This is a genomic window from Janthinobacterium glycogeni, from assembly GCF_051380725.1.
GTDB lineage: Bacteria > Pseudomonadota > Gammaproteobacteria > Burkholderiales > Burkholderiaceae_D > Janthinobacterium.
On sequence record NZ_JBNYXP010000007.1, the window covers coordinates 1 to 23493 of the forward strand.

Here is a 23493-nt window from a genome sequence, read left to right on the forward strand (position 1 = left end):
AGCTGATCATCGGCGCCATGATGCGCAAGCTGGTGCACGTGGCATTCGGCGTGCTCAGGTCGGGAAAAATATTTGATCCGGCCTTGCACGCCGCTTGACGGGGATAACAGTATCTACGCTTCAGCCTTACCCTGCGCAAACACCCAGCAAACCAAACTCACCAGCAGTCCCGCCATCACGCCATACGCCAGGTTCAGGGCGCTGTCGAACAGCAGCGGCGCCACCAGGCCCGACACCAGCGCGAACAGCAGCATCTGGATGAACGATTGCATCGACGACGCCAGGCCGCTGTTGTTGGGGAAGTGGTTCAGCGCCATCAGGGTCATCGGCGGCATGGCGATCGACAGGGCAAACGAGTAGAAGAACAGCGGCAGCACGGCCCACGGCACTTCGGCGGCAAACACGTAGTTGTAGCCGATGTTGGCCAGCGCGGCTACCAGCATCAATATGAAGCCGGCCCAGATCATCTGGCGCTGGCTGTAGCGGTGGGCGATCTTCGCCGACAGGGCCGAGCCGAACACCATGCCGCTGATCAGGGGAATGAACAGCCAGGCGAATGCCGTCTCCGGCAGGTGCAGGATATTGATGATGAAGTAGGCGGCCGAACCGATGTACAGGGCGAAGCCGCCAAAGGCGGCGCCGATGGCCGTCGACAGCAGCAGGAACTGGCGGTGGCACAGCACCTTCCAGTAATTGACGGCGATGTCGCCCAGGTGGAAGGCGTGGCGCTGCTCCTTCGGCAGGCTTTCCGGCAAGGCGCGCCAGACGACGACGAACATCAGCACGCCGAAGGCCGTGAGGAACCAGAAGATCGCCCGCCAGCCCAGGCCCACCTGCAGCCAGCCGCCCAGCACGGGCGCGATGGCCGGCGCCAGCGCGAACACCATCATGATGTGCGAGAGGATTTTCTGCGCGGCGGCGCCCGAATAGCGGTCTTGCACGATGGCGCGGCCGATCACGGAACCGGCGCCGGCCGAGAGGCCCTGCAGCACGCGCCAGGCCAGCAGCCAGCCCAGCGACGGCGCCAGCGCGGCGCCCACGGAGGCGATCACATACAGCACCAGCGAGACGAGAATCACGGGACGGCGGCCGAACGAATCGGACAGGGTGCCGTAAAACAGCATCATGAAGGCGAACGTGAACAGGAAAAAGCTCAGGGTCTGCTGCACCAGCAGGGGGCTGGCATTGAAATCTTGCACGATGGCGGGGAAGGACGGCAGATAGGTGTCAATTGCAAGCGGTCCGACCATCGCCAGGCCCGCCAAAATCCAGGTTAATAATTTAGTCATGTTGAAGAGTGTTTTTGTTAGTCCGTCATTTTACGCTAGCGGCGGGAATCGGGTCCGGTGCCGCGGCGGTTTGCCATCCATATGCGTTTTTCGCATATGAAACCTTGGATTTCTTCGTTTGCACCGCTTGCCGTCGCCGTTAAGCTGAGGCGACCCGGCCTGTTTGCCGTTTTCTGGAAGTGATACGCCATGCATAGTATTTATCCCGCAGCGCCCGCCGACGACACGGCTCAGTGGAACCTGGGGCCCGTGATCCAGGCCTTGCGCAGCTCGCGCGAAGACAAGCACAAGATCCGCCATAACGGCAGGGTGCGCGAACTGCCGTCGCGCGAGGCGCTCACCACCATCGTCAATGGGCTGTCGGCGGCCCTGTTTCCCACGCATTACGGACGGCCGAATCTGACCGACGAAAGCATCGATTATTTTGTCGGCGACACGCTCAACACCACCCTGAACCGCCTCAGCGAGCAGGTGCGGCGCGGACTGCTGTTCTCCGTACCGGCGGGCGACGAGGGCGAGGGCGCCAGCGACGACGCGGCCCTGGCGCAGCAGGCGCGCGACATCACGCGCGCCTTTGCCGCCAGCCTGCCCGATATCCGCGCCCTGCTGGTGTCGGACGTGCAGGCCGCGTACGCGGGCGACCCGGCCGCCACCTCGGTGGCCGAGATCATGCTGTGCTACCCGGGCACCATCGCCATCTTGTACCACCGCCTGGCGCACCGCCTGCATGCGCTCGGCGCGCCGTTCCTGGCGCGCCTGATCGCCGACATCGCGCATACCTTGACGGGCATCGACATCCACCCGGGCGCGCACATCGGCGCATCCTTCTTCATCGACCATGGCACGGGCGTGGTGATCGGCGAGACGGCCATCATCGGCCAGCGCGTGCGCCTGTACCAGGCCGTCACCCTGGGCGCCAAGCGTTTTCCGGCCGATGCTTCCGGCGCGCTGATCAAGGGCACGCCGCGCCACCCCATCGTCGAGGATGACGTGGTGATTTATGCGGGCGCGACCGTGCTGGGGCGCATCACCATCGGCGCGGGATCGACCATCGGGGGGAATGTGTGGCTGACGCAGAGCGTGCCGCCTGAGAGCAATGTATCGCAGGCGCAGATGCGCAACGACTGAAGCGTGGCCGAGAAAACGTCCATGGCGGCGTTGCAGCGCCTGGCCGTACTAGCGTACTGCCTGCGGCGCCGCGCCTTGCCCTGAACGTTTTTCGGGCACGCTTCACATGCGGGAGTGCGGGGTTTACTTCACCGTCAACGCTTCATAGCGCGCCACGGGCACGCCATCCTTCAGCAGCAGCAATTCCTGGTCGGCGTAGCGGTAGCCATTGACTTCGCCCAGGGTGGTCAGGAGCAGGCGCTCGAGTTCCATGTCCTGCGGCTGGCACATCATCATGGTGCCGGCCAGCTGCGAGAAGGCCAGGGTGCTGACGCCGTCGCTGGTGTAGCCGCCCATCATCTGGTTGCAGCCGCTGTGGCCGCTGGCGCGGCCTTCGGCCAGCAGCAGTGTCACGTCGCGCTGCTCGGGCGCCTTGCGCGCGACTTGCTTGCCCTTCAATTCCTTCAGCTTCCACTGCGTGCCCGTCAGCTTAGGCGCCGGCTGGGCGGGCGAGGTGGCGCCGGGGGCTGCGGCCGCAGCGTCGCTGCGCACGGGCGTTTGCGCGCAGCCTGCGGTGATGGCGACGATGGCGGCGAGGGGAATCAGTCTGGCGAGTGTGAACATGTTTTTTCCTTCTTCAAATGAATGGCGCCAGCGTAGCAGATCGGCGCCGCGCCAGCGTGCACGGTTGACAAGCCTAGTCCTGCTTTTCCTGTTCCAGGCGTGCATCGAGCAGGGTGCGCGCCGCCGCCACGTAGGCGCGGCAGGCCTGCGGATCGACAAACGCTTCGCTGCCGGCCGTGACGCTCGCTTCCAGCCGTTCCCACAGCTGCGACGCTTCCGGGTGGGCGGAGATCAGCACGTCGCAGGGCAGCTTTTCCAGGGTCTCGAAGCTGTGGCGCAAGTCCGCCACCGCGTTCGGATATTCGCTGCTGGCGCTGAACTTGAAGCCGGGGCGCGAGACGGCGTTGAGGCTGTCCGCGTAGACCATGTGCAGGCAGCGGGGGCCGTCGCACGATTGCCACGTCCAGCTCAGGCCTCCGGGCGTGTGGCCCGGCGTGGCGTGCGCCGTCAATTTGATCGGGCCGACATTGAACTGGCCGCCGTCGCGCGCCAGACGCATGTCCTTCACGGGCGGGTACTTGGGCAGCGCGTGGTATTGCGGGTCGTCCGGTCCCACTTCGCCCGACGCCAGGTCCAGCGCTGCTGACGGGCTGGCGGCCACCAGCGCATTGCTGCGCCGCTGCAGTTCGGCCAGGCCGCCCGCATGGTCGATATGGCCGTGCGAATTGAGGATCAGCTTGACGTCTTCGATGCGAAAACCCAGCGCGCCGATACTGGCGATGATCTTTGGCGCCGATTCCGGCAAGCCGCCATCGATCAGCACATGGCCCTGCGGCGACGTGATGAGCACGGAACTGAGGCCCTTCACGCCCACATAATAGGTATTGCCGAAAATGCGGAACGGCGTCTGGTCCGCGTTCCAGGCGGCGCAGACTTCGCAGTCCGGCGTCGGCGGCGTGACAGGCGCCTGCGCCTGGATGGCCGGGCTGGCCAGCAGCATTGCCAGGACCAGCGCGCGTGGTGGTGTGAGGGGCATTGTGATCCTTATCCGTGTTGCCAGTGTGACATATGCTGACACGGAACGGGGCGCGACGCAAACGCTGGCAAGGATGCTGGCCAGGGTAGCGTGCGCTCAGGCGGCGGCCAGCGTGGCGCCGGGTGTGGCCGAAGGCGCGATGCTGACCTGGCGCCCCGCGTGATCGGCGGGCAGGCGCGGGCCCTGGCCAAACACCTTGTGGCGCAGGGTGCCTTCCTCATAGGCGGTGCGGTAGCGGCCGCGCCGCTGCAGTTCCGGCACGATGTGGGTCACCACGTCGGCCATGCTGTCGTGCGCCACGGCGAAGGCCAGATTGAAACCGTCGATGCCCGTTTCATCGAGCCAGCTTTCCAGTTGGTCGGCCACCTGGCGCGCGTCGCCGACGATGACGGGGCCGCGTCCGCCCAGGCCGATGTATGCGGCTGCCTCGCGTACCGTCCACGTGCGGTCCGGGTCGGCCTGGCTGAACGAGGCCAGCGCCGAGCGGCCGGCCGGGGAATCGATGTATTCGATCGTGGCGTCGAGCGGGTAGCGGCTGAAATCGACGCCCGTCCAGCCGGACAGCAGCACGAGGGCCGCCTCGATATTCACGTGGCGCAGGTAGCCGGCATGCTTGGCGCGCGCTTCTTCTTCCGTGGCGCCCGTGATGACCAGCGCCTGCGCGTAGATCAGCAGCGCGTCGCCATCGCGCCCGCTTTGCCGCACGGCGGCGCGCAAGTCGTCGGCGTAGCGCTTCACCACCGTCTTGCTGGGGCCACTGACGAAGGTCGCCTCCGCATGGCGCGCCGCGAAGCGCGTGCCGCGCGGCGAGGTGCCCGCCTGGTACAGCAGCGGCGTGCGCTGCGGCGAGGGCTCGCACAAATGGATGCCGGGCACCTGGTAGTGGCGCCCGGCATGGTTGATCGGATGGACTCTGGCCGGATCGGCGTAAATGCCGCGCACCTTGTCGTTGACGACGGCGTCGTCGTCCCAGCTCTTTTCCCACAGCTTGTAGACGACTTCCAGATATTCGTCGGCCAGGTCGTAGCGCTCGTCGTGGCCCAGTTGCTGGTTCAAGCCCAGGTTGCGCGCCGCGCTGTCGAGGTAGCCCGTGACGATATTCCAGCCGATGCGCCCTCCGGTCAGGTGGTCGAGCGTGGACATGCGCCGCGCAAACGTGTACGGGTGCTCGTAGGTGAGGGCGCAGGTGACGCCAAAGCCCAGGTGCGTGGTGGCCTGCGCCATGATGGGCACGAGCGCCAGCGGGTCGTTCAGCGGCACCTGCACGCCGTGTTCCAGGGCCGCATCAAGGCTGCCCCGGTACACGTCATACACACCCAGCACGTCGGCCAGGAACACCGCGTCGAACAGGCCCACTTCCAGCAGCCGCGCCAGTTCCGTCCAGTGGGCGGGATCGGTATAGCGGTGGCTGCGGTCGCGCGCATGCGTCCACAGTCCCGGCGACTGGTGGCCGACCGTGTTCATCTGGAAGGCGTTGAAGCGTATCGTCTTGGCCATGGCTTATTTGGCTGCCGTCTGCAAGGCTTGCTGGTAGTCGGGTTTCGAGTAGCCGGCAAAGTGTTTGTTCGTGATGTCGAGGAATTCGCGCGAGCGGTAGGCGGCCGCCAGGTCCTTGGCGAACTGCTTGTCCTTGTCCGCTGTGCGCACGGCCACCAGGTTGATGTAGTTGGGCGAGATTTTTTCGGCCACCAGCGCCTCCGTCAGTTTCAAGCCCGACGCCAGCGCGTAATTGCCGTTGATGAAGGAGTAATCGGTGTCGCCCAGCGAGCGTGGCAGCTGCGCCGCTTCCAGCGGCAGCAGCTTGATTTTCTTCGTGTTGACGGCGATATCCTTTTCCGACGCGCGCACGGGATCGAAGCTGGCGCGCAGCTTGATCCATCCCAGCTGGTCGAGCAGCACCAGCGCGCGCGCCTGGTTGGTCGGATCGTTCGGCAAGCCCACCGTCGTGCCTTCCTTCACGTCGTCCAGGGTCTTGTGCTTCTTGCTGTAGATGGCGATCGGCGCCGTGGGTATCGTGATCAGGTCTGTCAGGGCCAGCTTGTGCTCCAGCGCGAATTTCTTCAGGTAGACGATGTGCTGGAACACATTGGCGTCGAGCGACCCCTCGGCCAGCGCGAAGTTGGGCTGGATGTAGTCGTTGAATTCCACCAGCTTGACCTTGTAGCCCTGCTTTTCCAGGATAGGCTTGATGCCCAGCTTGATCTGGTCCGCATACGGCCCGGCGCTGGTGCCGATGGTGATGTCCTTCGGGTCCTTGGCGTGGGCGAAGCTGGCCGTCAAGGCCAGGGTCAGGGCGGTGAGGAGGATGCTGCGGCGGGCGATGGTCATGCTGACTCCTTGGTGGGTGAATTATGAATACGCGGTTGGTTCGGGCACCGTGCCGGTCAAGGCAAAGCGTCCCAGGTCGCGCAGCTTGTAGTCGACGGGGTCGTGCAGGGTATGCACGCGCACGTTGCGCCAGTAGCGGTCGAAGCCATACTGGGCCGAGGTGGAACGGGCGCCCGTCAGTTCGAACATCTGGCTGCTGATCTCCAGTCCCGCCTTGTGCGCCAGGCACTTGGCTTCGGCCACGGCGACGGCCAGCAAGCCCCGTTCGCGCGCCGTCACCAGCGCGCCCTTGCGGAAGACCTTTTCCAGTTCCTGCGCCGCCACGTCGGCCAGCACTTGCGCGGGACGCAGCAAGAGCCACAGCTGGCCGTAGCGGTGCTGCACCAAAGGGTCGTCCGTTGCCTTGGCCACGCCCGAGGCAAACCAGGCTTTCGCCTGCTCGTCCGTGTAGCGGCGCGCCGCCTCGAACGCGCCTTCGGCGATGCCCAGATAGAGATTGCTCATGATCAGTTGCGCGAGCTGCGAACGCACGGTCGCTTGCGGTGTGGCTGCCTGGCCCGGCGCCTGCAAGACCAGCTCCGATGGCAGGCGTACCTGCTCGAAATGCACATTGCCGCTGTCCGTCTGGCGCTGGCCGAAGGCGTCCCAGTCCGCCTGCACGCTCACGCCATCCTGGCGCGTGGGCAGGGCGGCGATCAGCGCCGTTTGCGTGGGCGCGTGCCAGGCGGAGACGGTCAGCCAGTCGGACCCCACGGAACCGGAAGAAAAGCTCTTGATGCCGTCGAGGATATAGCCGTCGCCGCTGTCGCTGGCCGTGACCCGTTTGTCGAGGGGATTCAGGGCATTGCCCCAGAACAGGCGCTCGTCGACGGTCAAGGTGAGCAGGCGGCGCTGCTGCTGCGCGCTGCCATACAGCTGCAAGCCGGCCAGCTGCAGATGGTGGAAGCCGAAGACATGCGCCAGCGCGCTGTCGGCCCGCGCCAGGATGCGGATCACCTGGTACACGAGGGGCCAGGACGCGCCCTGGCCGCCGAATTCCACGGGAATCGACAAGGTCAGCAAGCCCGACTCGCGCAGCCATTCACGCTCCTGCGCCGCATGGCCGCCGGCCTGGTCGCGGGCATTCGCCGTTTCGGCCAGGCGCGCGGCCAGCTTTGTTGCGATGCGGATGGCGTCCTGCAGGGGGTCCGGCACAGGCGGCTGGGGACGGGCGGCATGGAGAAAAACGCTAGACATGAGTGACATTCCAGAAAGACGATGACGCCGATATTGCACCGCCAGGCACGCGCCGTACACGAAGAAAACCGCGCATGGATATGCGAAAAAAGCCATGCAGGCAGCGGCGCCTTCGCTTGCGGGGCGTCAGGCCCGGATAGTCAAAAAACGCATATCGAAGCGCGAAAGCATTCGTTTTACCGGGCCGCTGATGGCGATAGGCTGCAAGCATCCGAGCAACTCCAATCCGACAACCTACAGGGACGGGCATCACATGAGCATCTTGTTATTGGGCGGCAGCCCGCAACTCCCCTCCAGTTCCAGCCGTCTGCTGCTGCATATCGGCGAACAGCTGGCGCTGCAGGGACACAGCTACGCCCAGCTGCATGTGCGCGACTTGCCGGCGCATGCCTTGCTGCTGGCCGACTACGACGACGCGGCGATTGCCCGCGCCGTGCGCGCCGTGGCCGACGCCGACGCCATCGTGATCGCCACGCCCATCTACAAGGCGTCGTATACAGGGTTGCTGAAAGCCTTCCTCGACCTGCTGCCGCAAGATGGCCTGGCCGGCAAGCTGGTGCTGCCGCTGGCCACGGGCGGCGGCCATGCCCACACCCTGGCGCTCGACTATGCGCTGCGTCCCGTGCTGCATGCGCTGGGTGCCAAGCAAGTCTTCACCAGCATCTACGCCAATGCGCAGCAGCTGGCGTGGCAGGAGGAGGGGGGCCTGAGCCTGGACGCGCCGATTGCCGCGCGCGTGCAGGCCGGCATCGAGGAACTCTCCACCGGCCTGTTCGTGCTGCAGGGCCGGCGCCCGCCCGCGCCAGTGGAGGTCCCGCCTCCCGTGCGTTCGCTGCAAGACCAGCCTTACGCGCCCCAGTATCAAGCCGCCTGATTATTCACCGACCAAGGAACCGCCATGACACACCGCCACGCACAACGACTTTCGCGCCGTACCACTCTGGGCTTGCTGTTTGCCACCGCTGCCGGCGTGATGGCGGCCGGCATGCCGGCGACAGCGCTCGCGCAGGCCAAGGGCGAGGTGCAGGTGCAGGTGCAGGTGCGTATCGGCTACCAGAAATACGGCACCCTGACGTTGTTGAAGGGGCGCGGCACCTTGGAAAAACGCCTGGCCGAGCAGGGCGTGGGCGTGAAGTGGACGGAGTTTCCGGCCGGCCCCGTGCTGCTGGAAGGCCTGAACGTGGGCAGCATCGATTTCGGCACCGTGGGCGAGGCGCCGCCGATCTTTGCCCAGGCAGCCGGCGCCAACCTGGTGTATGTCGGCAATGAGCCGGCGTCGCCCGCCAGCGAAGCCATCGTCGTGCCCAAGGGTTCCGGCCTGCGCACCCTGGCCGACCTGAAGGGCAAGAAGGTCGCCCTGAACAAGGGCTCGAACGTGCATTACCTGTTATTGAAGGCGCTGGAAAAGGCGGGCGTCGCCTACGCCGACATCCAGCCCGTGTTCCTGCCGCCGGCCGATGCGCGCGCCGCCTTCGAGCGGGGCAGCGTGGATGCCTGGGCCATATGGGATCCGTTCCTGGCGGCCGCCGAAAAGCAGCTGGGCGCCCGCGTCCTGGCCGACGGCAAGGGCCTGGTGGCGAACTACCAGTTCTACCTGGCCTCGCGCACGTATGCCGAGAAAAACCCGGAAATTCTGCGCATCGTGCTCGACGAAGTGGCCAAGGTCGATGACTGGGGCCGCAACAACCCGGACGAAGTGGCGACGATTCTCGCCGCGCAGACGGGGCTGGGCAAGGATGTCGTGGCGCTGGCCGCCTCGCGCTATGCGTATGGCGTCAAACCCGTGTCGGTCGACGTGATCGCCTCGCAGCAAAGGGTGGCCGATGCGTTCTCCAGCCTGAAGCTGATACCGAAACCGATTGTCGTCAAGGATGCGCTGCTGCCGGCGCGCCAGCTGGCCACCAGCGCAAAATAAGGAACAAATATCATGTCATTGAATGTCTTCTGGTTTATCCCCACCCACGGCGACAGCCGCTACCTGGGTACGTCGCAGGGCGCGCGTCCCGTCGATGCCGATTATCTGCGCCAGGTGGCCGTGGCCGCCGACACGCTCGGCTACGATGGCGTGCTGCTGCCGACGGGCCGCTCCTGCGAAGACGCGTGGGTGGTGGCGTCGTCCTTGATCAGCGTGACGCACAAGCTCAAATTCCTGGTGGCCGTGCGGCCCGGCCTGTCCACGCCCGGCCTGGCCGTGCGCATGGCGTCCACCTTCGACCGCCTGTCGAACGGGCGCCTCTTGATCAACGTCGTCACGGGCGGCGACCAGGGCGAGCTGGAAGCGGACGGCCTGTTTGCGGACCACGCCAAGCGCTATGAAATCTCCGATGAGTTCATCAAGGTATGGCGCGCCACGCTGGCGGGCGAGGGCGGCGCGGCCGGCTACGATTTCGAGGGCAAGCATATCCAGGTGAAGGGTGCGAAAACCCTGTATCCGCCCGTGCAGAAACCGTATCCGCCCCTGTATTTCGGCGGCTCGTCCGAGCCCGCGCATGAACTGGCGGCCGAGCAGATGGACGTGTACCTGACGTGGGGCGAGCCGCCCGCCGCAGTCGCCGAGAAGATCGCCGACATCCGCGCGCGCGCGGCAAAACACGGTCGCACAGTCCGGTTTGGCATCCGATTGCACGTGATCGTGCGCGAGACGAATGAGGCGGCCTGGCGCGCGGCCGATGAACTGATCAGTCACCTGGACGATGATGTCATCGCCAAGGCGCAGGCGGCATTCGGCAAGATGGATTCCGTGGGCCAGCAACGCATGGCGGCCCTGCATGGCGGGCGGCGCGACAAGCTCGAAGTGTCGCCGAATCTGTGGGCCGGTGTGGGCCTGGTGCGCGGCGGTGCGGGCACGGCCTTGGTCGGCGACGGTCCGACCGTGGTGGCGCGCATGCAGGAATACGCGGACCTGGGCATCGACACCTTCATTTTCTCGGGCTATCCGCACCTGGAAGAGTCTTACCGCTTCGCCGAACTGGTGTTTCCGCTGCTGGGCAAGGGCAAGGCCGTGGGGGAGCAATCCTTGAGCGGCCCCTTTGGCGAAGTCATGGCCAGCAATATCGTGCCGGCCGCGCCGCAGAAAAAGGCGGCCTGAGATGGCGGCCAGCTCCGTAAAATGGGCCGGCGCCGCGCCGTGGCGCAATGCCTTGGCGCCATGGGCCTTGCCCGTGGCGCTGTTGCTGGCCTGGCAGCTGGCGGCGCAGTGGGGCTGGCTGTCGAGCCGCATCCTGCCCGAGCCGTGGGCCGTGGCGAAGGCCTTCTGGCACCTGGCCGCGTCGGGCGAACTGTGGCTGCACCTGAAAACGAGCTTGTGGCGCGCCTCCGTCGGTTTCGCCGTCGGCGCGGGACTGGGCTTGCTGCTGGGGCTTTTGACGGGCAGCTTCCGCCACGCGGAAACCCTGCTCGACACGACATTGCAAATGGTGCGCAATATCCCGGCCCTGGCCCTGATCCCGCTGGTGATCCTGTGGTTCGGCATCGACGAGACGGCGAAGCTGTTCCTGCTGGCCGTCGGCGTGTTCTTTCCCGTCTACCTGAATACCTTCCACGGCATCCGCTCGGCCGACCAGGGCTTGATCGAAATGGCGAAAAGCTATGGCTTGTCCGGCTGGCCTTTGTACCGCGACGTGATCCTGCCGGCCGCCATGCCCTCCATCCTGGTCGGCGTGCGCTTTTCGCTGGGACTCGTGTGGGTGCTGCTGATCGTCGCCGAAACGATATCGGCGCAGGCCGGCATCGGCTACATGACCATGAATGCGCGCGAATTCTTGCAGACGGACGTGGTGCTGGTGGGGATACTGCTGTACGCCTTGCTGGGCAAGCTGGCCGATTTGTTCTCGCGCCGGCTGGAACGCCATTGCCTGCGCTGGAATCCCGCTTACCGCTAATGATTGAAGAGGACACCATGCTGCTTGCCCCCATCCAGATCGAAACGGATTTTTTGTCGCACTTCGCGCAGTACGACCCGGCCAGCGCGCCGCCGCAGGCGAAGGCGGCACCGTCCGCTCCTTTGCAACGGCGTGGCGTTCCCCTGGAACTGACGAAGCTGAGCAAATCCTACACCAGCCGCCCCGTGCTGAAAAACGTCGACCTGCAGCTGGAAGCGGGAGAATTTGTCGCCATCGTGGGACGCAGCGGCTGCGGCAAGAGCACCTTGCTGCGCTCGATCGCGGGCCTGGAAAGCGTCGACGACGGCAGCATCGCCATCGGCAGCGGCGTGGGCGCGCCCGACATCCGCATCATGTTCCAGGAGTCGCGTCTGTTGCCGTGGAAGACGGTGCTCGACAACGTGGCCCTGGGCCTGCCCCGTTCCGTGGGCGCGGCGGCCGCCTCGCTGTGGACGGTGGGCCTGGCCGAGCGGGCGGACGACTGGCCGTCGGCCCTGTCCGGCGGGCAGAAGCAGCGCGTGGCGCTGGCGCGCGCCCTCGTGCACGAGCCTCAGCTGCTCTTGCTCGACGAGCCGCTCGGCGCGCTCGACGCCCTCACGCGCATCGAGATGCAGCAGCTGATCGAGTCGCTATGGCTGGCGCGCGGTTTCACGGCCGTGCTGGTGACGCACGACGTGGCCGAAGCCGTGGCCCTGGCCGACCGCGTGCTGCTGATCGAGGAGGGGCGGATCACCATGGACGTGCAGGTGGACTTGCCGCGCCCGCGCCAGCGCGGCCATGCGGCCTTCGCCGCGCTGGAGCAGGCTATCTTGTCGCGGGTGCTGCAACCGACTCCGCCAGCACGATGAAGCCGTCCGCATCGAGCGTCGCCACGATGGCTTCATAATTGTCGATGGCCGGGTGGCGCGTGGCCAGCGGGTGCGCATGCGTGGCGGTGACGACGATCACCTTCGCGCCAGCCGCCTCGCCCGCCTCGATGCCGACGGAGGCATCCTCGAACACCAGGCAGTCGGCGGGCGCCACGCCCAGTTTTTCCGCCGCCAGCAAATAGCAATCGGGCTTTGGTTTGCCCGCCTTGACGTCTTCCGCCGTCACCATGATGGCGGGAATGGGCATGCCGGCCGCCTTCAGGCGGGCCGTGGCCAATGCGCGCGGCGCCGAGGTGACGATGGCCCATTGCGCGGGCGGCAGCGACGTCAAGAAACGCAGCGCGCCCGCGATTTCAATAATCCCTTCCACATCGATGATTTCCGCATCCGTGATGCCCTGCGACTCGCGCTGCGCATCGACGCCGGGCAAGCGCAGCTTGGCGATGGTGTCGACCGAGCGCGCGCCATGGATGGTGGGCAGAAAGGCCGCCACGTCGAGGCCCTGGCGCTGCGCCCAGGTGCCCCAGATGCGTTCGGCGGCGGCGATGGAATTGATGACGGTGCCGTCCATGTCAAAAAGAAAAGCCCGGTAGCGGCCGGCGGCCGATGGCAATGATGGAGACGACGGCGAGGGCAGTGCGGACATGGCTTCCTTCCAGGCGGGTGGGGGGGGGGGGCTTTTTTTGCAAGCGCCCATTGTAGAATGAAAGTGTAATATGCGTGCGGTGCTGCATTCAACGCATCGGCCATCCTGGCCGGCACGGCAGCGACAAGGACAAGGTCGGATAGTGGCAATCGAATTTTCGTTGGAAGCGGATGCGCAGCTGGGGCAGGGAGTGTTGACCGACGTTTTGACGCGCTGCGGCGCGCAGGAATTCCAGCGCACCGACAGGGGCTTCAATGGCTGGTTTCCCGAGTCGGGCCTGAATTTTTATGTCCGCATCAGGAGCGTCGAGCATGGTACGGGGAGCTCTGGCCCGGAAGCGGTGCTTGCCGAATTTCTGCCTTCGCCGCAGGACTGGCTGGTGGAATACAGGATCAATTTTCGCTACAACAGCGGCGAGTACGATGCCTGCCCCAGTACCTTGCGGGAAGTCGTTGCCTGCCTGGTCGAATCCAGCCCCTGCAAATTTGTCGTCTCATTTCAGTACGAGGATGTGTACTGCCTGCGTAATCAGGGCGGGCTGGAAATCTTCAAGGTCATTTGACCTGCTGCCGGATGACGGCCTACAGGTAGACCGATTCAAAGCGGGCCACAGGCGCGCCATCCTTGAGCAGGATCAGGTACTCGCCTTCGAAACGGTAGCCCGTCACGCTGTTCAAGTTGGCCAGCACGGCGCTTTCCAGCTGCATCAGCGGCGGTGGACAGGCCATGCGCGTGCCGGCCAGCTGCGTGAAGCGCAGGGTATTGCCGGCCAGCGTATAGCCGCCCATGACGCGGTTGCAGCCCGTAAAACCATGGACCTTGCCATCGTCGGTGAGGGTGATGCGCACTTCGCGCTCCTGCCCGGGCGCCATCGTCACCGGGGCGCCAGCGAGTTCCGTCAGCTTCCAGTAGGTATTCGTCAGGCTGTAGCTGGGCGTGAGGCCGGTGTCCTGCTTGGCACTGTCGGCTGTGGCGGCGCAGCCTCCGGCCATGGCGATGGCGGCGGCGAGGCACAGGTATGTGAGACGATGCGTCAGGCGATGCAGCATGGGATGCTCCTGTGAGGGGTGGAATGCCTGCAGCCTAGCAGATTTTTCGCGCCTGCCCGCGTACCGCAGCGGCGAATGTTTCCATTTTGCCAGTCCTGGCATTAAACTCATGCTTTCTATTGTTTTAACCTTGATCGGGGAGCCGGACCGATGCTGCAAGCGCAAGCGCTGGATAATCGACTGGTCGCCACCACTGGCGACGACGTGCTGGTCGACCGCATCGTGCCCGGCGCGCCGCTGGTCATCGCCTTCGGCTTCGTCTCGTGGACGACGCGTCCCGCCTTCGATTTTTACGGCCGCCTGCGCAAGCTCGAGCAGGCCAGCGGGCAGCACCTGAACAAGATCCTCGTGCGCGATTCGGGCAATGCCTGGTACCACCGCCGCATCGCGGGCCTGGGCAGCCACGTGGATGAAACGGCGCAAGCCTTGCGCGAGCTGGTGCGCCGCATCGCACCAAGTACCATCACCACCCTCGGCCAGTCCATGGGCGGTTACGCTGCCGTCATGTATGGTTTGCTGCTCGATGCGCAGCAGATCGTGGCCTTCGGGCCGCTGTCCTTTTTGGACGTGGAACAGGCGCGCTTGTACCATGAGCTGCGCTGGCTGCCCGTGATGGAGTCGCTGGCGCAGGACCCGCCGCTTTCCGGCTATTACGACCTGGCGGCCCTGTGCCGCGCCAGGGCGACCGGGCATACGCAGATGCACCTGGTGTTCGGCACGCGGCCGGATGCGGCCAACGCCGGCGCCGGCGCCAGCGAATCGGTCAACCTCGACGCCATGCACGCGCAGCGCCTGGCCGCCTTCGGCCGCTGCACCCTGCATCCGTTTCCCCACTCGGGCCACGCCGTGGTGCAGCACCTGATCGACACGAAGCGCATCAATGGCTTGCTGGCCAGCTGCATACTCGGGCTCACCTTGGACGATGAACCGATGCCGGAGATCGGCGCCGCCTGGCGGGACTGGGTGGCGGAAAACCTGCGCCTGGGCTGTGCCGGCGAACAACTGGTAGCGGTGCTGCAGCAGCACGGCTTTTCGCTGGCCAGCAGCATGGCGGCCGTGGATGCCGCCCGGGCCAAGGCCCTATGACGCCGCAGTTCGAACTCGACACCCTGAAAATCCGCATCGCCGCTCCCGCACTGGCGGCGCTCGACTTGCGTGTGCGCGTGCAGCGGGCGCTGCGCCAGCTGATACTCGACGGCGTGCTGGCGCCCGGCGTGCGCCTGCCGGCCACGCGGGCGCTGGCGCAATCGCTGGGCGTGTCGCGCGACACGGTGGAAATGGCGTATGCGCAGCTGCGTCTCGATGGCTATCTGCGGCGCCAGGCGGGATCGGGCAGTTTCGTGTCACCGACGATAGGCGCGAGCTTGCTGGGCAAGCCTGGGAGGGCGCTGCCGCCCTTGTCCGCGCAGCCGGTGGCCCTCAGCGCGCGCGGCGCGCAGATACTCGCCAGCGGCGGCGTGGCCGACCAGCAAAGCGTGAAGGCGTTCGCCACGGGTTTGCCGGAAACGCGGGCCTTTCCGCTCGACGTGTGGGAGCGCCTGCGGCGCCAGGCGGCCAGCAGCGACCACCATGTGCTGCTGCACGGCGACCCGCAAGGGGCCGCGCCGCTGCGCCAGGCCATTGCCGACTATGTGAACCTGGAGCGGGGCGCGCGGGCCACGGCCGGCCAGGTGCTGGTGTTGAGCAGCACGCGCCAGGCCCTGTACCTGTGCGCGCAGGTGCTGGCCGACGCGCATGGCCCCATCCTGATGGAAGACCCCGGCTATTTCGGCGCGCGCAAGGCGTTCGAGATGGCGCAATTGCAGGTGATTCCAGTACCCGTCGATGCGCATGGCTTGTCCATCGACCACCTGCGCGCTGACCGCAGCGGGGCCAATACGATTTACGTCACGCCGTCGCATCAGTACCCGACGGGCGTCACCCTGGCGCTCGAGCGCCGCCTGGCCCTGACTGCCTGGGCCGCGGAGCGCCAGGGCTGGATCATCGAAGACGACTACGACAGCCAGTTCCACTATGCGGGCTTGCCGACGGCTTGCGTGCAGGGACTCGACACGCGGCAGCGCACGATCTACCTGGGCACCTTCGCCAAGTCGCTGTACCCGGGGCTGCGCATCGGCTACATGGTGCTGCCGCCCGCGCTGGTGCAAGCGATGACGCATGCGCGCAGCATCCTCGATGGCCATACGCCGCAGCTGGACCAGCTGACACTGGCCCGTTTCATCGCGGACGGCCATTTCGCAGCCCATGTGCGGGCCATGCGCAAGGTCTACGCCGTGCGCCGCGACGCGATGGCGCAGGCCGTGCGGCGGCATTTGCCGCACGTCGTCACGGCGCAGCTGCCGCCGGGCGGCTTGCAGATGCCCTGTCTGCTGCACGAGGGCCGGGACGAGCTCGATACGCTGCGCCTGGCGGCGCAGGCGGGCATCGTGCTGCCGGGCCTGAGCCGCTTGTACGCGACGCGGCCGGAGCGCGGTGGCTGGCTGCTGGGCTTTGCCGCGCTCACGCCGCACGAGATCGACAGCGGCATCGTGCGCCTGGCCCGCGCGCTGGGCTGACCGCTCAAGTGGTCTGTTGCGGATATGGAAATTGGCCTGCCTGAGCAGTCCATGCGGCCGTTAAGATGCCTTTTTGAACCTCAGGCAAGGGCAACCGCATGCAGACAATTTCCACATCCTCGGCGTCAATCGATAACAGGCGCCAGGCGCGCTGGCGCGACCTGGCGTCCCCCGTCATGGCGGCCTTCATTTCCGTCCTCGTCAACTATGGCGGCACCTTCGTGCTGGTCTTCCAGGCGGCCCAGCTGGCGCAGCTGAGCGCCGCGCAGACGGCGTCCTGGGTCTGGTCGCTGAGCATCGGCGTGGGCGTGACGGGCATCTGGCTCAGCTACCGCTACCGCGCACCCATCATCACGGCCTGGTCCACGCCCGGCGTGGCTTTCCTGGCCACCGTCATGCCGCACACGCCGTATGCCGAGGTGATCGGTGCGTATATCCTTTCCGCCATCGCTTTCATTTTGCTGGGCATGTCCGGCGCCTTCGAGCGCCTGGTGCGCCTGATTCCTGGCGGCATCGCCGCCGGCTTGCTGGCCGGTATCCTGCTGCAATTCGGCGTCAATGCGTTCGGCGGCGCCAGCGCCGATCCCGTGCTGGTCGTCGTATTGCTGCTGTCGTACGCCGTGCTGCGCCGTTTCACGGCCCGCTTTGCCGTGGTGGGCATCATGCTGATCGGCCTGGCCCTGCTGCTGGCGCAGGGGCGCATCGATGCGCAAGGCATCGAACTGGCCCTGGCCGCGCCCGTGTTCGAGATGCCGCGCTTTTCCGTGGCGTCCCTGCTGGGCGTGGCGCTGCCCCTGTTCCTGATCACGCTGACGGGGCAATACATGCCCGGCATGCTGGTGCTGCGCAATGACGGCTATCAGGTCAGCGCCAATCCGATTTTGACGGCGACGGGACTCGGTTCGCTGCTCATGGCGCCGTTCGGCGCGCACGCCTTCAATGTGGCCGCCATCACGGCCGCCATCTGCACGGGCAAGGATGCCCATGCGGACCCGTCGAAGCGCTATGTCGCGGGCCTGGCTTGCGGCGTGCTGTACATCCTGGTGGGCGTCTTCGGCGTCACCCTGGCCAGCCTGTTCATGGTCTTGCCGCGCAGTTTCATCACGGCGCTGGCGGGGCTGGCCTTGCTGGGCGCCATCGGCAACAGCCTGGCGCAGGCGATGGCGGACGTGCGCATGCGCGAAACGGCGCTGATCACGTTTCTCGCCACGGCCGCGAACGTGACCCTGCTGGGCGTGGGCGGCGCCCTGTGGGGGCTGGCGGCCGGACTGGCGGCGCATGGGCTGATGCATGGCTGGCGCAAGGCGGCCTGACGGCGGCATCGCCGGACAGCTTGCCCATGTTGCCGGCCGCCGCATACAATTGCTGCGCCTGTGCCCGTTGGCACTACTGAACGATTGAACGATGCCCGAGATCACTTCCCTCGCGCCGTACCTGCTGGCCATCACGCCCGCCTTCCTCGTCTGCGCGGCCTTGCTGCTGGCGTTGCCACGTACTGCGCCGCGTACCGTGCCGCTGCTGCGCGTGCTCGTGCATATGCTGTTCTTCGTGCTGGCGCGCGATGCGATGACGGCGCACGGCTACTGGCAAGTGGCGGCGGGCGGCTTGCGCTTCACGGCGCCGCCGCCGGTCTTGCTGGCGCTGGGCGCCATGTCGCTGGGGCTGGTGGCGAGTACTTGCTGGCTGGAAAGCGAGGCGCGCCGCCAGATCCGCTGGCTCGGCACGCGCCCGGCCCTGTCCGTGCTGCTCGGCGTGGCGGGCGCGTGCCTGATCGTTGCGCTGGCGACGGGCTTGAAAGCCGCGTTCGGCTTGCCGTCACTGGCGCCCGTCGCGCCATCCACGTTGCCCTTGCTGCTGGGCTTTGCGCTGGCGGCCAACTGTTATGAGGAATTGCTGTTCCGCGGCTTGCTGCAGCAGCAATTGCGCGCCTGGCTGCCGGCCTGGCGCGCGGCGCTGGTGTCGGGCCTGCTGTTTGGCCTGTGCCACGCCTTTCTCGCCACCACCGTCACGCAGGTGGGCGCGCCCATCCTCGTGTTTACCGTGATGGAAGGCGTGGTGGCGGGACTGGTATATTGCCGTGCCGGCTTGCTGGGCGCGTCCCTGGCGCATGGCCTGGCGATTTTCGCGCTGGCCGCCGGCTGGGTGTGAATGTTTATTATTAATCAAAAGCGAGAAAACGATGCCAGTCAGTTCCTACCTGAATACCCGTCCCGTCGTGGGCGAGCGCGTCTACCTGCATGACACGGCGCAAGTGATTGGCGATGTGCAGATCGGCGACGACTGCTCCATCTGGTGCAACAGCGTGCTGCGCGGCGACGTCAACCGCATCGTCATCGGCGAGGGCAGCAATATCCAGGATTTCTCCATGGGCCATGTGTCGCACAGGAATGCGGCCAAGCCCGACGGTTCACCTTTGACCATCGGCAAGTACGTGACCATCGGCCACTCCGTGATCTTGCACGGTTGCACGATTGGCGATGAATGCCTGATCGGCATGGGCAGCATCGTCATGGACGACGTGGTGGTGGAAAAGCACGTGATGCTGGGCGCGGGCAGTCTGGTGTCGCCGGGCAAGGTGCTGGAAAGCGGCCATCTGTACGTGGGCCGTCCCGCCGCCAAGGTGCGCGCACTGACCGAGGCGGAGATCGCCTACCTGCGCTATTCGGCCGAGCACTACGTGCGCGTCAAGAACAATTACCTGGCCGGCGGCGACGACGCCTGAACGCCAGCGTGATCGAGGCGGCGCAGTTCCGGCCGCGGCGCCAGGTCGTGCGGCAGGCGCAGGCCGGACACGAGGCCCAGGCGCCGCAAGAGCAGCAGCATCCACCAGCCCGGGTCCCATTCGCCCGGTAGCAGGCCCAGCCTGGCCGAGCCCGGATAGGCGTGATGGTTGTTGTGCCAGCATTCGCCCATGGTCAGCAGCGAGGTCAGGCGGATATTCCTGCCTTGCACGGCGGCGCCATGGACCTCGAAGTGCATCTGCCCATGGTTGTGGGCGAAGTAGCCGATCAGCCAATGGCCGAGCACGCCGGCGCTGACCCGCGCGCAGACGCCCCAGCACACGAGCCCCCAGCCGCCCCAGACGTAAAACAGCACGGCCCACGGCAGTTGCTGCAGCATCCAGGTTTTTTCCAGAAAACGGTAGAAGCGGTCGTGCGCGATGCGCTGCTCGATGGCGATGTGCGGCGGATGGTCGAGGTCCAGGCGGCAGTGGAGTTGCCACCAGGCATCGCGCCAGACGCCGGCGCCGTGGCGCAGATAGGGGTGGCAGTCGCGCAGCTCGTGCTGGCGCAGCAGGCCCAGCGGGCCGCTGAGGCCCACCAGCACGCCCAGGTAGACGAGCAGGTATTCCAGCCATCGCGGGCAATCAAAGCTGTCGTGGATCAGTTTGCGGTGGCTGCCCAGCGAATGGCCGAACAGCAGGACGATGGCCGTGCCGGCCGCAAACAGCAGCAGGCCGGTCCAGCTGAAGAAGAGCAGGGCGCCGGTCACGGCGCCGGCCAGCATGGCCGTCAGCCACAGCGATGGCAGCGGCGCATAGCGCACCGTGCCGTCCAGCACGCTGTCCGCGTGCGTGGCGCGGGCGCGGTGGCGCTCCAGGCTGGCTGCGGGCATCAACCCTTGGGGGCCGACGACGGTTGCGTGTACTTGTCGAAGTTGGTGATGTAGTCGTTGAAGTTGTCGGTCAGCATGCGCTTGTACTGTTCCGTGAAGAACGCCACGGCGCCTTCCTTTTCTGCCTGCATCTTGGCCACGTCGTTGGTCTTGCTGGCGACGAGGAAGGCGTTGAAGCGGGCGGCCGCGTACAGCAGCGAGGTGGCCACTTCATTGCCGCCGCTGTGCATGCATTGTTCATTGGCCAGGGCGATGACCTGGTCGGCGCGTTCCCAGAATTCCGGGCCCGGTGCCGGTTTTGTCGTTGGTGTGGTCATAAAAATCCTTCGTGAAAGTGCGCGCCAGTCTACACAGGGGGCTGCGGGCTGTCCAGCCGCGCGCCTGTCAGGGCGCTTGCAGGATCTGTGCGACCAGCACGGCCAGCGGCTGGCGGATGTCGAGCACCATGCCTGCTTCGTCCGCTTGCAGGGGCTGCAGGGTGGCCAGCTGACTGTCGAGCAGGCTGGCCGGCATAAAATGGCCGGGGCGCTGCAAGCGGCCTTCCAGCACGGCGCGCGGGCCGTCCAGGTGGATGAAGCGCAGGGCCGGGTCGCCTTCGCGCAGCATGTCGCGGTAGGCGCGTTTCAGGGCCGAGCAGGAGACGACCAGGCCGCCGCCTTGCGCGCGAGCCGTGGCGATGCGTTCGCGCAGGGCGGCCAGCCAGCCGGCCCGGTCGGCATCGTCGAGCGCGATGCCGGCGGCCATCTTGGCCACGTTTTGCGGGGAGTGCACGTCGTCGCCCTCCACGTAGGGCACGTGCAAGGCGTCGGCCAGCAGGCTGCCGACGGCGCTCTTGCCGCAGCCGGACACGCCCATCACGACCCAGCGCACGGCGGGCACGCCCATGGTCAAGGCGCCGAGACGATGACGGTGACGCGGCGGTTTTCCGCCTTGCCCGTCTTGCTGGCATTCGAGGCCACCGGTTTGCTCATGCCCAGGCCCTTGACGCTGATGTTATCGCGTGGAATGCCCGATGCGCTCATGGCGTCGGCCACCACGTTGGCGCGCGCCAGCGACAGCTTGTTGTTGTACGTTTCCGTGCCTTCGTTATCGGTGTGGCCTTCCACGCGCATGTGGGTAATGCCCACTTTCAGCAGGGCGGCGCTGATTTTCTGGATGGCCATGCGGCTCGGCGGCGTCAGCTTGGCGGCGTCGAATTCGAACAGCAGCTTGTCGGTAAAGCTCAGTTCCCAGCCTTCGTCGGTCTGGTTGAAGCCTTGCTCCTTCAGGGTGGCGACTTGCTCCGCGCTGAACAGCGGTTTGCTCTCTGGCGTGCTCTGGCAGGCGGCCAGCAGGCCCAGCATGAACAAGCCGAGAAAGCCGCGGCGTAATTGCTTGTAGATGAATTGCATGGTGTTGCTCCTTGGTTCAGGGGTGAGTATGGGGTTGCGGCAGGCGCGCCACCTGGCGCGTGCCGCGCTGCGCCTGTTTCGCGCGGTACATGGCTTCGTCCGCCGCGCCGACCAGCGAGATGGCGTCGATGGCGTGATCGGGGAAGACGGCCACGCCGATGGTCAGCGAGCTGACGATGCTGTTGCCGGTGGGCAGTTCAATGGCTTGCGCCATGGCGGCGATGATGTTGTCGGCGATGTGCATGGCGTCGCTGCTGTTGCGCAGCGGCTTGAGCACGATGGCGAATTCGTCGCCGCCCAGGCGCGCCACCAGGTCGCCCTCGCGCAATTGCTGCTTGATGCGCGCGGCGATCGTCACCAGCACGCGGTCGCCGGAGGCGTGGCCGAAGGTGTCGTTGATGTACTTGAAGCGGTCGCTGTCGAGGAACAGCACGGCCACCTTGCCATTGCCGACCCGCGCTTCGAGGATGGCGCGTTCCAGTTCCGCTTCCATGAAGGCGCGGTTCGACAGGCCCGTCAGGCTGTCGTGGTTGGCGCGGTGCGACAGCGAGGCGTGTTCCTTCTGCAGGTGGCTTTGCCACGCTTCGAGTTCGTCGAGCAGGGCGTTGAAGTCGTCATTGATCTGGTTCAGCTCGGCAATATTGGCAGGTGGCACGCGCAGTTCGAACGAGCGGTCGCGCCGCACGCGGTGCGCCGTTTCCGCCAGGTGGCGCAGCGGCGACGTGATGTCCGTTTCCATGCGGCGCGACAGGCGCACGGCGACGACCAGGCTCAGCACCAGGCAAGCGAGCAGGCAGGACAGGCCGCTCAGCAGGAAAGGCAGCAGGCTGCGGCTGTGCGGCACCAGGGTGATGTTGCCGATGGTCTGGTCATTGCGCATGATGGGGAAAGTCAGCGAATCGGGCAGCATCCAGCCCGTCAGCGCGCGTTCGATGACGTAGCGCGTGCCGTGCTGGCCCCGTTCCCAGCGGGCCAGCACCTTGCCGGCCTGGTCGCTCACCTGTGCCTGGTCGATGTCTTCATTGACGCCGATCAGGGCCAGCGCTTCCCTGGCGGCCAGGGAGTCGCCAAAGACGACGGCGCCTTCCACCGTGTAGCTCATCGAACGGGCCACCAGGCGCAGGTTCTGGTCGGAATACACGCGCAGGGCCAGCAGCGCCACGGCCGTCAGGGTCAGGCCGGCCGCCAGCACGGCGATCAGCGACACGCTCAGGTGGGCGCGCCGCAGCACGCTGTCGAGCGTGGGGCGGGGCTTGCGGGCAGGCTTGTTGCTCATGCGGACGCTCATGGCGGCGGTCCCTTGCGACGTGCGATTTGCAAGGCGTTCGGATGCACGCGCAGGCCGCTGCGGGCGATGGCGTCGAGGTTGACGTCAAAGCCGATCTGCCCCTCGGCCAGGCGCAGGCAGAACATGGTGCCCACGCTGCAGGCCGTGCCCGGTTCGGCGACCGATAAGATCGGCTTGCCGATGATCTGCGCCAGCAGATGCTCGCGTTCGCCCTCGGGCAGGCTGCCCAGGTAGACGACGTCGCATTCGCCGGCCGCGCTGGACGCCGCGGGGATTTTCACGCGGATGCGCTGGCCCAGGCTGGAGGCGGGCGTGTCGACGATGGCCGCGCCGTAGCGGGGCGCACCGAGCATGCAGACGCGCACTTCCGGGCGCGCCACGGGCCAGCGCACATAGCTGATGATGCCAAACAGAACCTGGGCCACTTCGGCCGGACGCCTGGCGTCGGCCGCCGCGCCCGTTTGCGCCCACGCCGCGCACGGCGCCAGGGCAGCGCAGGCGAGCAGCGAGGCCAGCAGGATGACGGCGAGCAGGACGGGCGGCGCAAAGCGCTGCCTGTGGCGGTGGAAGGAGGGCACGGCGTCGGTGTCTTTATGCAGGTCGGGTGGCTATTCAAATAGTTACTCAACAACACAGACT

At 66.3% G+C, this 23493-nt stretch carries 26 protein-coding genes; 12 read left to right on the plus strand and 14 right to left on the minus strand.

Annotated elements, in window-relative coordinates:
- Window positions 1–113: 113 nt before the first annotated feature.
- On the minus strand, window positions 114–1289 hold the full coding sequence (locus ACQ4W4_RS17160) for a multidrug effflux MFS transporter (protein ID WP_436543013.1): 1176 nt from the start codon (window positions 1287–1289) through the stop codon (window positions 114–116).
- 189 nt (window positions 1290–1478) lie between these two features.
- Here ACQ4W4_RS17160 and epsC point away from each other — a divergent pair, with 189 nt between their 5' ends.
- Window positions 1479–2417, plus strand: a complete 939-nt coding sequence (epsC, locus tag ACQ4W4_RS17165) for a serine O-acetyltransferase EpsC (protein WP_211547363.1) — start codon at window positions 1479–1481, stop codon at window positions 2415–2417.
- A gap of 123 nt (window positions 2418–2540) precedes the next feature.
- On the opposite strand, the gene ACQ4W4_RS17170 is transcribed toward epsC, so the two are convergent.
- The 5 genes from ACQ4W4_RS17170 to ACQ4W4_RS17190 all read right to left on the minus strand — a co-directional run bounded on the left by ACQ4W4_RS17170 (window position 2541) and on the right by ACQ4W4_RS17190 (window position 7560).
- Window positions 2541–3020: an META domain-containing protein gene (locus ACQ4W4_RS17170; RefSeq protein WP_436543014.1), complete on the minus strand. Its 480-nt coding sequence runs from the start codon at window positions 3018–3020 to the stop codon at window positions 2541–2543.
- Between the two features lie 73 nt (window positions 3021–3093).
- Window positions 3094–3996 (minus strand): subclass B3 metallo-beta-lactamase, encoded by a 903-nt coding sequence (bla, locus tag ACQ4W4_RS17175; RefSeq protein WP_436543015.1) that lies wholly within the window; start codon window positions 3994–3996, stop codon window positions 3094–3096.
- 96 nt (window positions 3997–4092) lie between these two features.
- A complete protein-coding gene (locus ACQ4W4_RS17180; protein WP_436543016.1) occupies window positions 4093–5493 on the minus strand; it encodes an LLM class flavin-dependent oxidoreductase in 1401 nt (466 codons plus the stop codon).
- A gap of 3 nt (window positions 5494–5496) precedes the next feature.
- Window positions 5497–6324, minus strand: coding sequence for a MetQ/NlpA family ABC transporter substrate-binding protein (locus ACQ4W4_RS17185; protein ID WP_436543017.1), 828 nt, complete (start codon window positions 6322–6324; stop codon window positions 5497–5499).
- 21 nt (window positions 6325–6345) lie between these two features.
- On the minus strand, window positions 6346–7560 hold the full coding sequence (locus ACQ4W4_RS17190; RefSeq protein ID WP_436543018.1) for an acyl-CoA dehydrogenase family protein: 1215 nt from the start codon (window positions 7558–7560) through the stop codon (window positions 6346–6348).
- Between the two features lie 253 nt (window positions 7561–7813).
- Here ACQ4W4_RS17190 and ssuE point away from each other — a divergent pair, with 253 nt between their 5' ends.
- From ssuE to ACQ4W4_RS17215, 5 genes are read left to right on the plus strand one after another with little or no spacing between them, the layout of a single operon-like run.
- Window positions 7814–8434 carry an NADPH-dependent FMN reductase gene (gene ssuE, locus ACQ4W4_RS17195; RefSeq protein ID WP_436543019.1) on the plus strand — a complete coding sequence of 207 codons (621 nt, stop codon included), beginning with the start codon at window positions 7814–7816 and terminating at the stop codon, window positions 8432–8434.
- Window positions 8435–8458: 24 nt separating this feature from the next.
- Window positions 8459–9475 (plus strand): sulfonate ABC transporter substrate-binding protein, encoded by a 1017-nt coding sequence (locus tag ACQ4W4_RS17200; RefSeq protein WP_436543020.1) that lies wholly within the window; start codon window positions 8459–8461, stop codon window positions 9473–9475.
- A gap of 12 nt (window positions 9476–9487) precedes the next feature.
- Window positions 9488–10648, plus strand: a complete 1161-nt coding sequence (gene ssuD / locus ACQ4W4_RS17205) for an FMNH2-dependent alkanesulfonate monooxygenase (protein WP_436543021.1) — start codon at window positions 9488–9490, stop codon at window positions 10646–10648.
- A gap of 1 nt (window position 10649) precedes the next feature.
- Window positions 10650–11441, plus strand: a complete 792-nt coding sequence (gene ssuC / locus ACQ4W4_RS17210; RefSeq protein WP_436543022.1) for an aliphatic sulfonate ABC transporter permease SsuC — start codon at window positions 10650–10652, stop codon at window positions 11439–11441.
- A 17-nt stretch (window positions 11442–11458) separates the two neighbouring features.
- On the plus strand, window positions 11459–12289 hold the full coding sequence (locus ACQ4W4_RS17215) for an ATP-binding cassette domain-containing protein (RefSeq protein ID WP_436543023.1): 831 nt from the start codon (window positions 11459–11461) through the stop codon (window positions 12287–12289).
- Here the strand turns inward: ACQ4W4_RS17215 and ACQ4W4_RS17220 are convergent.
- The gene (locus ACQ4W4_RS17220) at window positions 12246–12956 is read right to left on the minus strand and encodes an HAD-IA family hydrolase (protein WP_436543024.1); all 711 of its coding nucleotides are present in this window, start codon (window positions 12954–12956) and stop codon (window positions 12246–12248) included. The genes ACQ4W4_RS17215 and ACQ4W4_RS17220 overlap by 44 nt on opposite strands.
- A gap of 142 nt (window positions 12957–13098) precedes the next feature.
- Between ACQ4W4_RS17220 and ACQ4W4_RS17225 the strand changes: the two genes are divergently transcribed.
- Window positions 13099–13518: a hypothetical protein gene (locus ACQ4W4_RS17225; protein WP_436543025.1), complete on the plus strand. Its 420-nt coding sequence runs from the start codon at window positions 13099–13101 to the stop codon at window positions 13516–13518.
- Window positions 13519–13537: 19 nt separating this feature from the next.
- On the opposite strand, the gene ACQ4W4_RS17230 is transcribed toward ACQ4W4_RS17225, so the two are convergent.
- Entirely contained in the window at window positions 13538–14005 is a 468-nt protein-coding gene (locus ACQ4W4_RS17230) for an META domain-containing protein (protein WP_436543026.1), read from the minus strand.
- 150 nt (window positions 14006–14155) lie between these two features.
- Between ACQ4W4_RS17230 and ACQ4W4_RS17235 the strand changes: the two genes are divergently transcribed.
- The 5 genes from ACQ4W4_RS17235 (at window position 14156) to ACQ4W4_RS17255 (ending at window position 19282) form a co-directional block, all read left to right on the plus strand.
- On the plus strand, window positions 14156–15091 hold the full coding sequence (locus tag ACQ4W4_RS17235; protein ID WP_436543027.1) for a hypothetical protein: 936 nt from the start codon (window positions 14156–14158) through the stop codon (window positions 15089–15091).
- Entirely contained in the window at window positions 15088–16560 is a 1473-nt protein-coding gene (gene pdxR, locus ACQ4W4_RS17240) for a MocR-like pyridoxine biosynthesis transcription factor PdxR (RefSeq protein WP_436543028.1), read from the plus strand. The genes ACQ4W4_RS17235 and pdxR overlap by 4 nt, the downstream gene beginning before the upstream one ends.
- 176 nt (window positions 16561–16736) lie before the next feature.
- A complete protein-coding gene (locus ACQ4W4_RS17245; protein ID WP_436543265.1) occupies window positions 16737–17873 on the plus strand; it encodes a benzoate/H(+) symporter BenE family transporter in 1137 nt (378 codons plus the stop codon).
- Between the two features lie 91 nt (window positions 17874–17964).
- The gene (locus ACQ4W4_RS17250; protein ID WP_436543029.1) at window positions 17965–18708 is read left to right on the plus strand and encodes a CPBP family intramembrane glutamic endopeptidase; all 744 of its coding nucleotides are present in this window, start codon (window positions 17965–17967) and stop codon (window positions 18706–18708) included.
- Window positions 18709–18739: 31 nt separating this feature from the next.
- Entirely contained in the window at window positions 18740–19282 is a 543-nt protein-coding gene (locus tag ACQ4W4_RS17255; protein WP_436543030.1) for a gamma carbonic anhydrase family protein, read from the plus strand.
- Here the strand turns inward: ACQ4W4_RS17255 and ACQ4W4_RS17260 are convergent.
- From ACQ4W4_RS17260 to yfiR, 6 genes are all read right to left on the minus strand, one after another.
- Complete coding sequence (locus ACQ4W4_RS17260) at window positions 19255–20175, minus strand: acyl-CoA desaturase (RefSeq protein WP_436543031.1); 921 nt, start codon at window positions 20173–20175, stop codon at window positions 19255–19257. The two genes, ACQ4W4_RS17255 and ACQ4W4_RS17260, sit on opposite strands and share 28 nt — an antisense overlap.
- Window positions 20175–20492 carry a DUF3144 domain-containing protein gene (locus ACQ4W4_RS17265; protein WP_436543032.1) on the minus strand — a complete coding sequence of 106 codons (318 nt, stop codon included), beginning with the start codon at window positions 20490–20492 and terminating at the stop codon, window positions 20175–20177. The genes ACQ4W4_RS17260 and ACQ4W4_RS17265 overlap by 1 nt, the downstream gene beginning before the upstream one ends.
- A 67-nt stretch (window positions 20493–20559) precedes the next feature.
- Entirely contained in the window at window positions 20560–21060 is a 501-nt protein-coding gene (locus ACQ4W4_RS17270; protein WP_436543033.1) for a gluconokinase, read from the minus strand.
- A gap of 2 nt (window positions 21061–21062) precedes the next feature.
- Window positions 21063–21566, minus strand: a complete 504-nt coding sequence (gene yfiB / locus ACQ4W4_RS17275) for an outer membrane lipoprotein YfiB (protein ID WP_436543034.1) — start codon at window positions 21564–21566, stop codon at window positions 21063–21065.
- Between the two features lie 16 nt (window positions 21567–21582).
- Entirely contained in the window at window positions 21583–22842 is a 1260-nt protein-coding gene (gene dgcN, locus ACQ4W4_RS17280; RefSeq protein WP_436543035.1) for a diguanylate cyclase DgcN/YfiN, read from the minus strand.
- An 8-nt stretch (window positions 22843–22850) separates the two neighbouring features.
- Window positions 22851–23432, minus strand: coding sequence for a regulatory sequestration protein YfiR (gene yfiR, locus ACQ4W4_RS17285; RefSeq protein ID WP_436543036.1), 582 nt, complete (start codon window positions 23430–23432; stop codon window positions 22851–22853).
- Window positions 23433–23493 lie beyond the last annotated feature (61 nt).

Coding starts and splice junctions, on each gene's coding strand:
- bla (WP_436543015.1), bottom strand. CDS start 3,996: ATGCCCCTCACACCACCACGCGCGCTGGTCCTGGCAATGCTGCTGGCC.
- ACQ4W4_RS17215 (WP_436543023.1), top strand. CDS start 11,459: ATGCTGCTTGCCCCCATCCAGATCGAAACGGATTTTTTGTCGCACTTC.
- dgcN (WP_436543035.1), bottom strand. CDS start 22,842: ATGAGCAACAAGCCTGCCCGCAAGCCCCGCCCCACGCTCGACAGCGTG.
- ACQ4W4_RS17190 (WP_436543018.1), bottom strand. CDS start 7,560: ATGTCTAGCGTTTTTCTCCATGCCGCCCGTCCCCAGCCGCCTGTGCCG.
- ACQ4W4_RS17200 (WP_436543020.1), top strand. CDS start 8,459: ATGACACACCGCCACGCACAACGACTTTCGCGCCGTACCACTCTGGGC.
- ssuC (WP_436543022.1), top strand. CDS start 10,650: ATGGCGGCCAGCTCCGTAAAATGGGCCGGCGCCGCGCCGTGGCGCAAT.
- ACQ4W4_RS17270 (WP_436543033.1), bottom strand. CDS start 21,060: ATGGGCGTGCCCGCCGTGCGCTGGGTCGTGATGGGCGTGTCCGGCTGC.
- ACQ4W4_RS17170 (WP_436543014.1), bottom strand. CDS start 3,020: ATGTTCACACTCGCCAGACTGATTCCCCTCGCCGCCATCGTCGCCATC.
- ACQ4W4_RS17245 (WP_436543265.1), top strand. CDS start 16,737: ATGGCGGCCTTCATTTCCGTCCTCGTCAACTATGGCGGCACCTTCGTG.
- epsC (WP_211547363.1), top strand. CDS start 1,479: ATGCATAGTATTTATCCCGCAGCGCCCGCCGACGACACGGCTCAGTGG.
- ACQ4W4_RS17230 (WP_436543026.1), bottom strand. CDS start 14,005: ATGCTGCATCGCCTGACGCATCGTCTCACATACCTGTGCCTCGCCGCC.
- ssuE (WP_436543019.1), top strand. CDS start 7,814: ATGAGCATCTTGTTATTGGGCGGCAGCCCGCAACTCCCCTCCAGTTCC.
- ACQ4W4_RS17220 (WP_436543024.1), bottom strand. CDS start 12,956: ATGTCCGCACTGCCCTCGCCGTCGTCTCCATCATTGCCATCGGCCGCC.
- ACQ4W4_RS17250 (WP_436543029.1), top strand. CDS start 17,965: ATGCCCGAGATCACTTCCCTCGCGCCGTACCTGCTGGCCATCACGCCC.
- ACQ4W4_RS17180 (WP_436543016.1), bottom strand. CDS start 5,493: ATGGCCAAGACGATACGCTTCAACGCCTTCCAGATGAACACGGTCGGC.
- ACQ4W4_RS17235 (WP_436543027.1), top strand. CDS start 14,156: ATGCTGCAAGCGCAAGCGCTGGATAATCGACTGGTCGCCACCACTGGC.
- ssuD (WP_436543021.1), top strand. CDS start 9,488: ATGTCATTGAATGTCTTCTGGTTTATCCCCACCCACGGCGACAGCCGC.
- ACQ4W4_RS17265 (WP_436543032.1), bottom strand. CDS start 20,492: ATGACCACACCAACGACAAAACCGGCACCGGGCCCGGAATTCTGGGAA.
- ACQ4W4_RS17185 (WP_436543017.1), bottom strand. CDS start 6,324: ATGACCATCGCCCGCCGCAGCATCCTCCTCACCGCCCTGACCCTGGCC.
- pdxR (WP_436543028.1), top strand. CDS start 15,088: ATGACGCCGCAGTTCGAACTCGACACCCTGAAAATCCGCATCGCCGCT.
- ACQ4W4_RS17160 (WP_436543013.1), bottom strand. CDS start 1,289: ATGACTAAATTATTAACCTGGATTTTGGCGGGCCTGGCGATGGTCGGA.
- ACQ4W4_RS17260 (WP_436543031.1), bottom strand. CDS start 20,175: ATGCCCGCAGCCAGCCTGGAGCGCCACCGCGCCCGCGCCACGCACGCG.
- yfiB (WP_436543034.1), bottom strand. CDS start 21,566: ATGCAATTCATCTACAAGCAATTACGCCGCGGCTTTCTCGGCTTGTTC.
- ACQ4W4_RS17255 (WP_436543030.1), top strand. CDS start 18,740: ATGCCAGTCAGTTCCTACCTGAATACCCGTCCCGTCGTGGGCGAGCGC.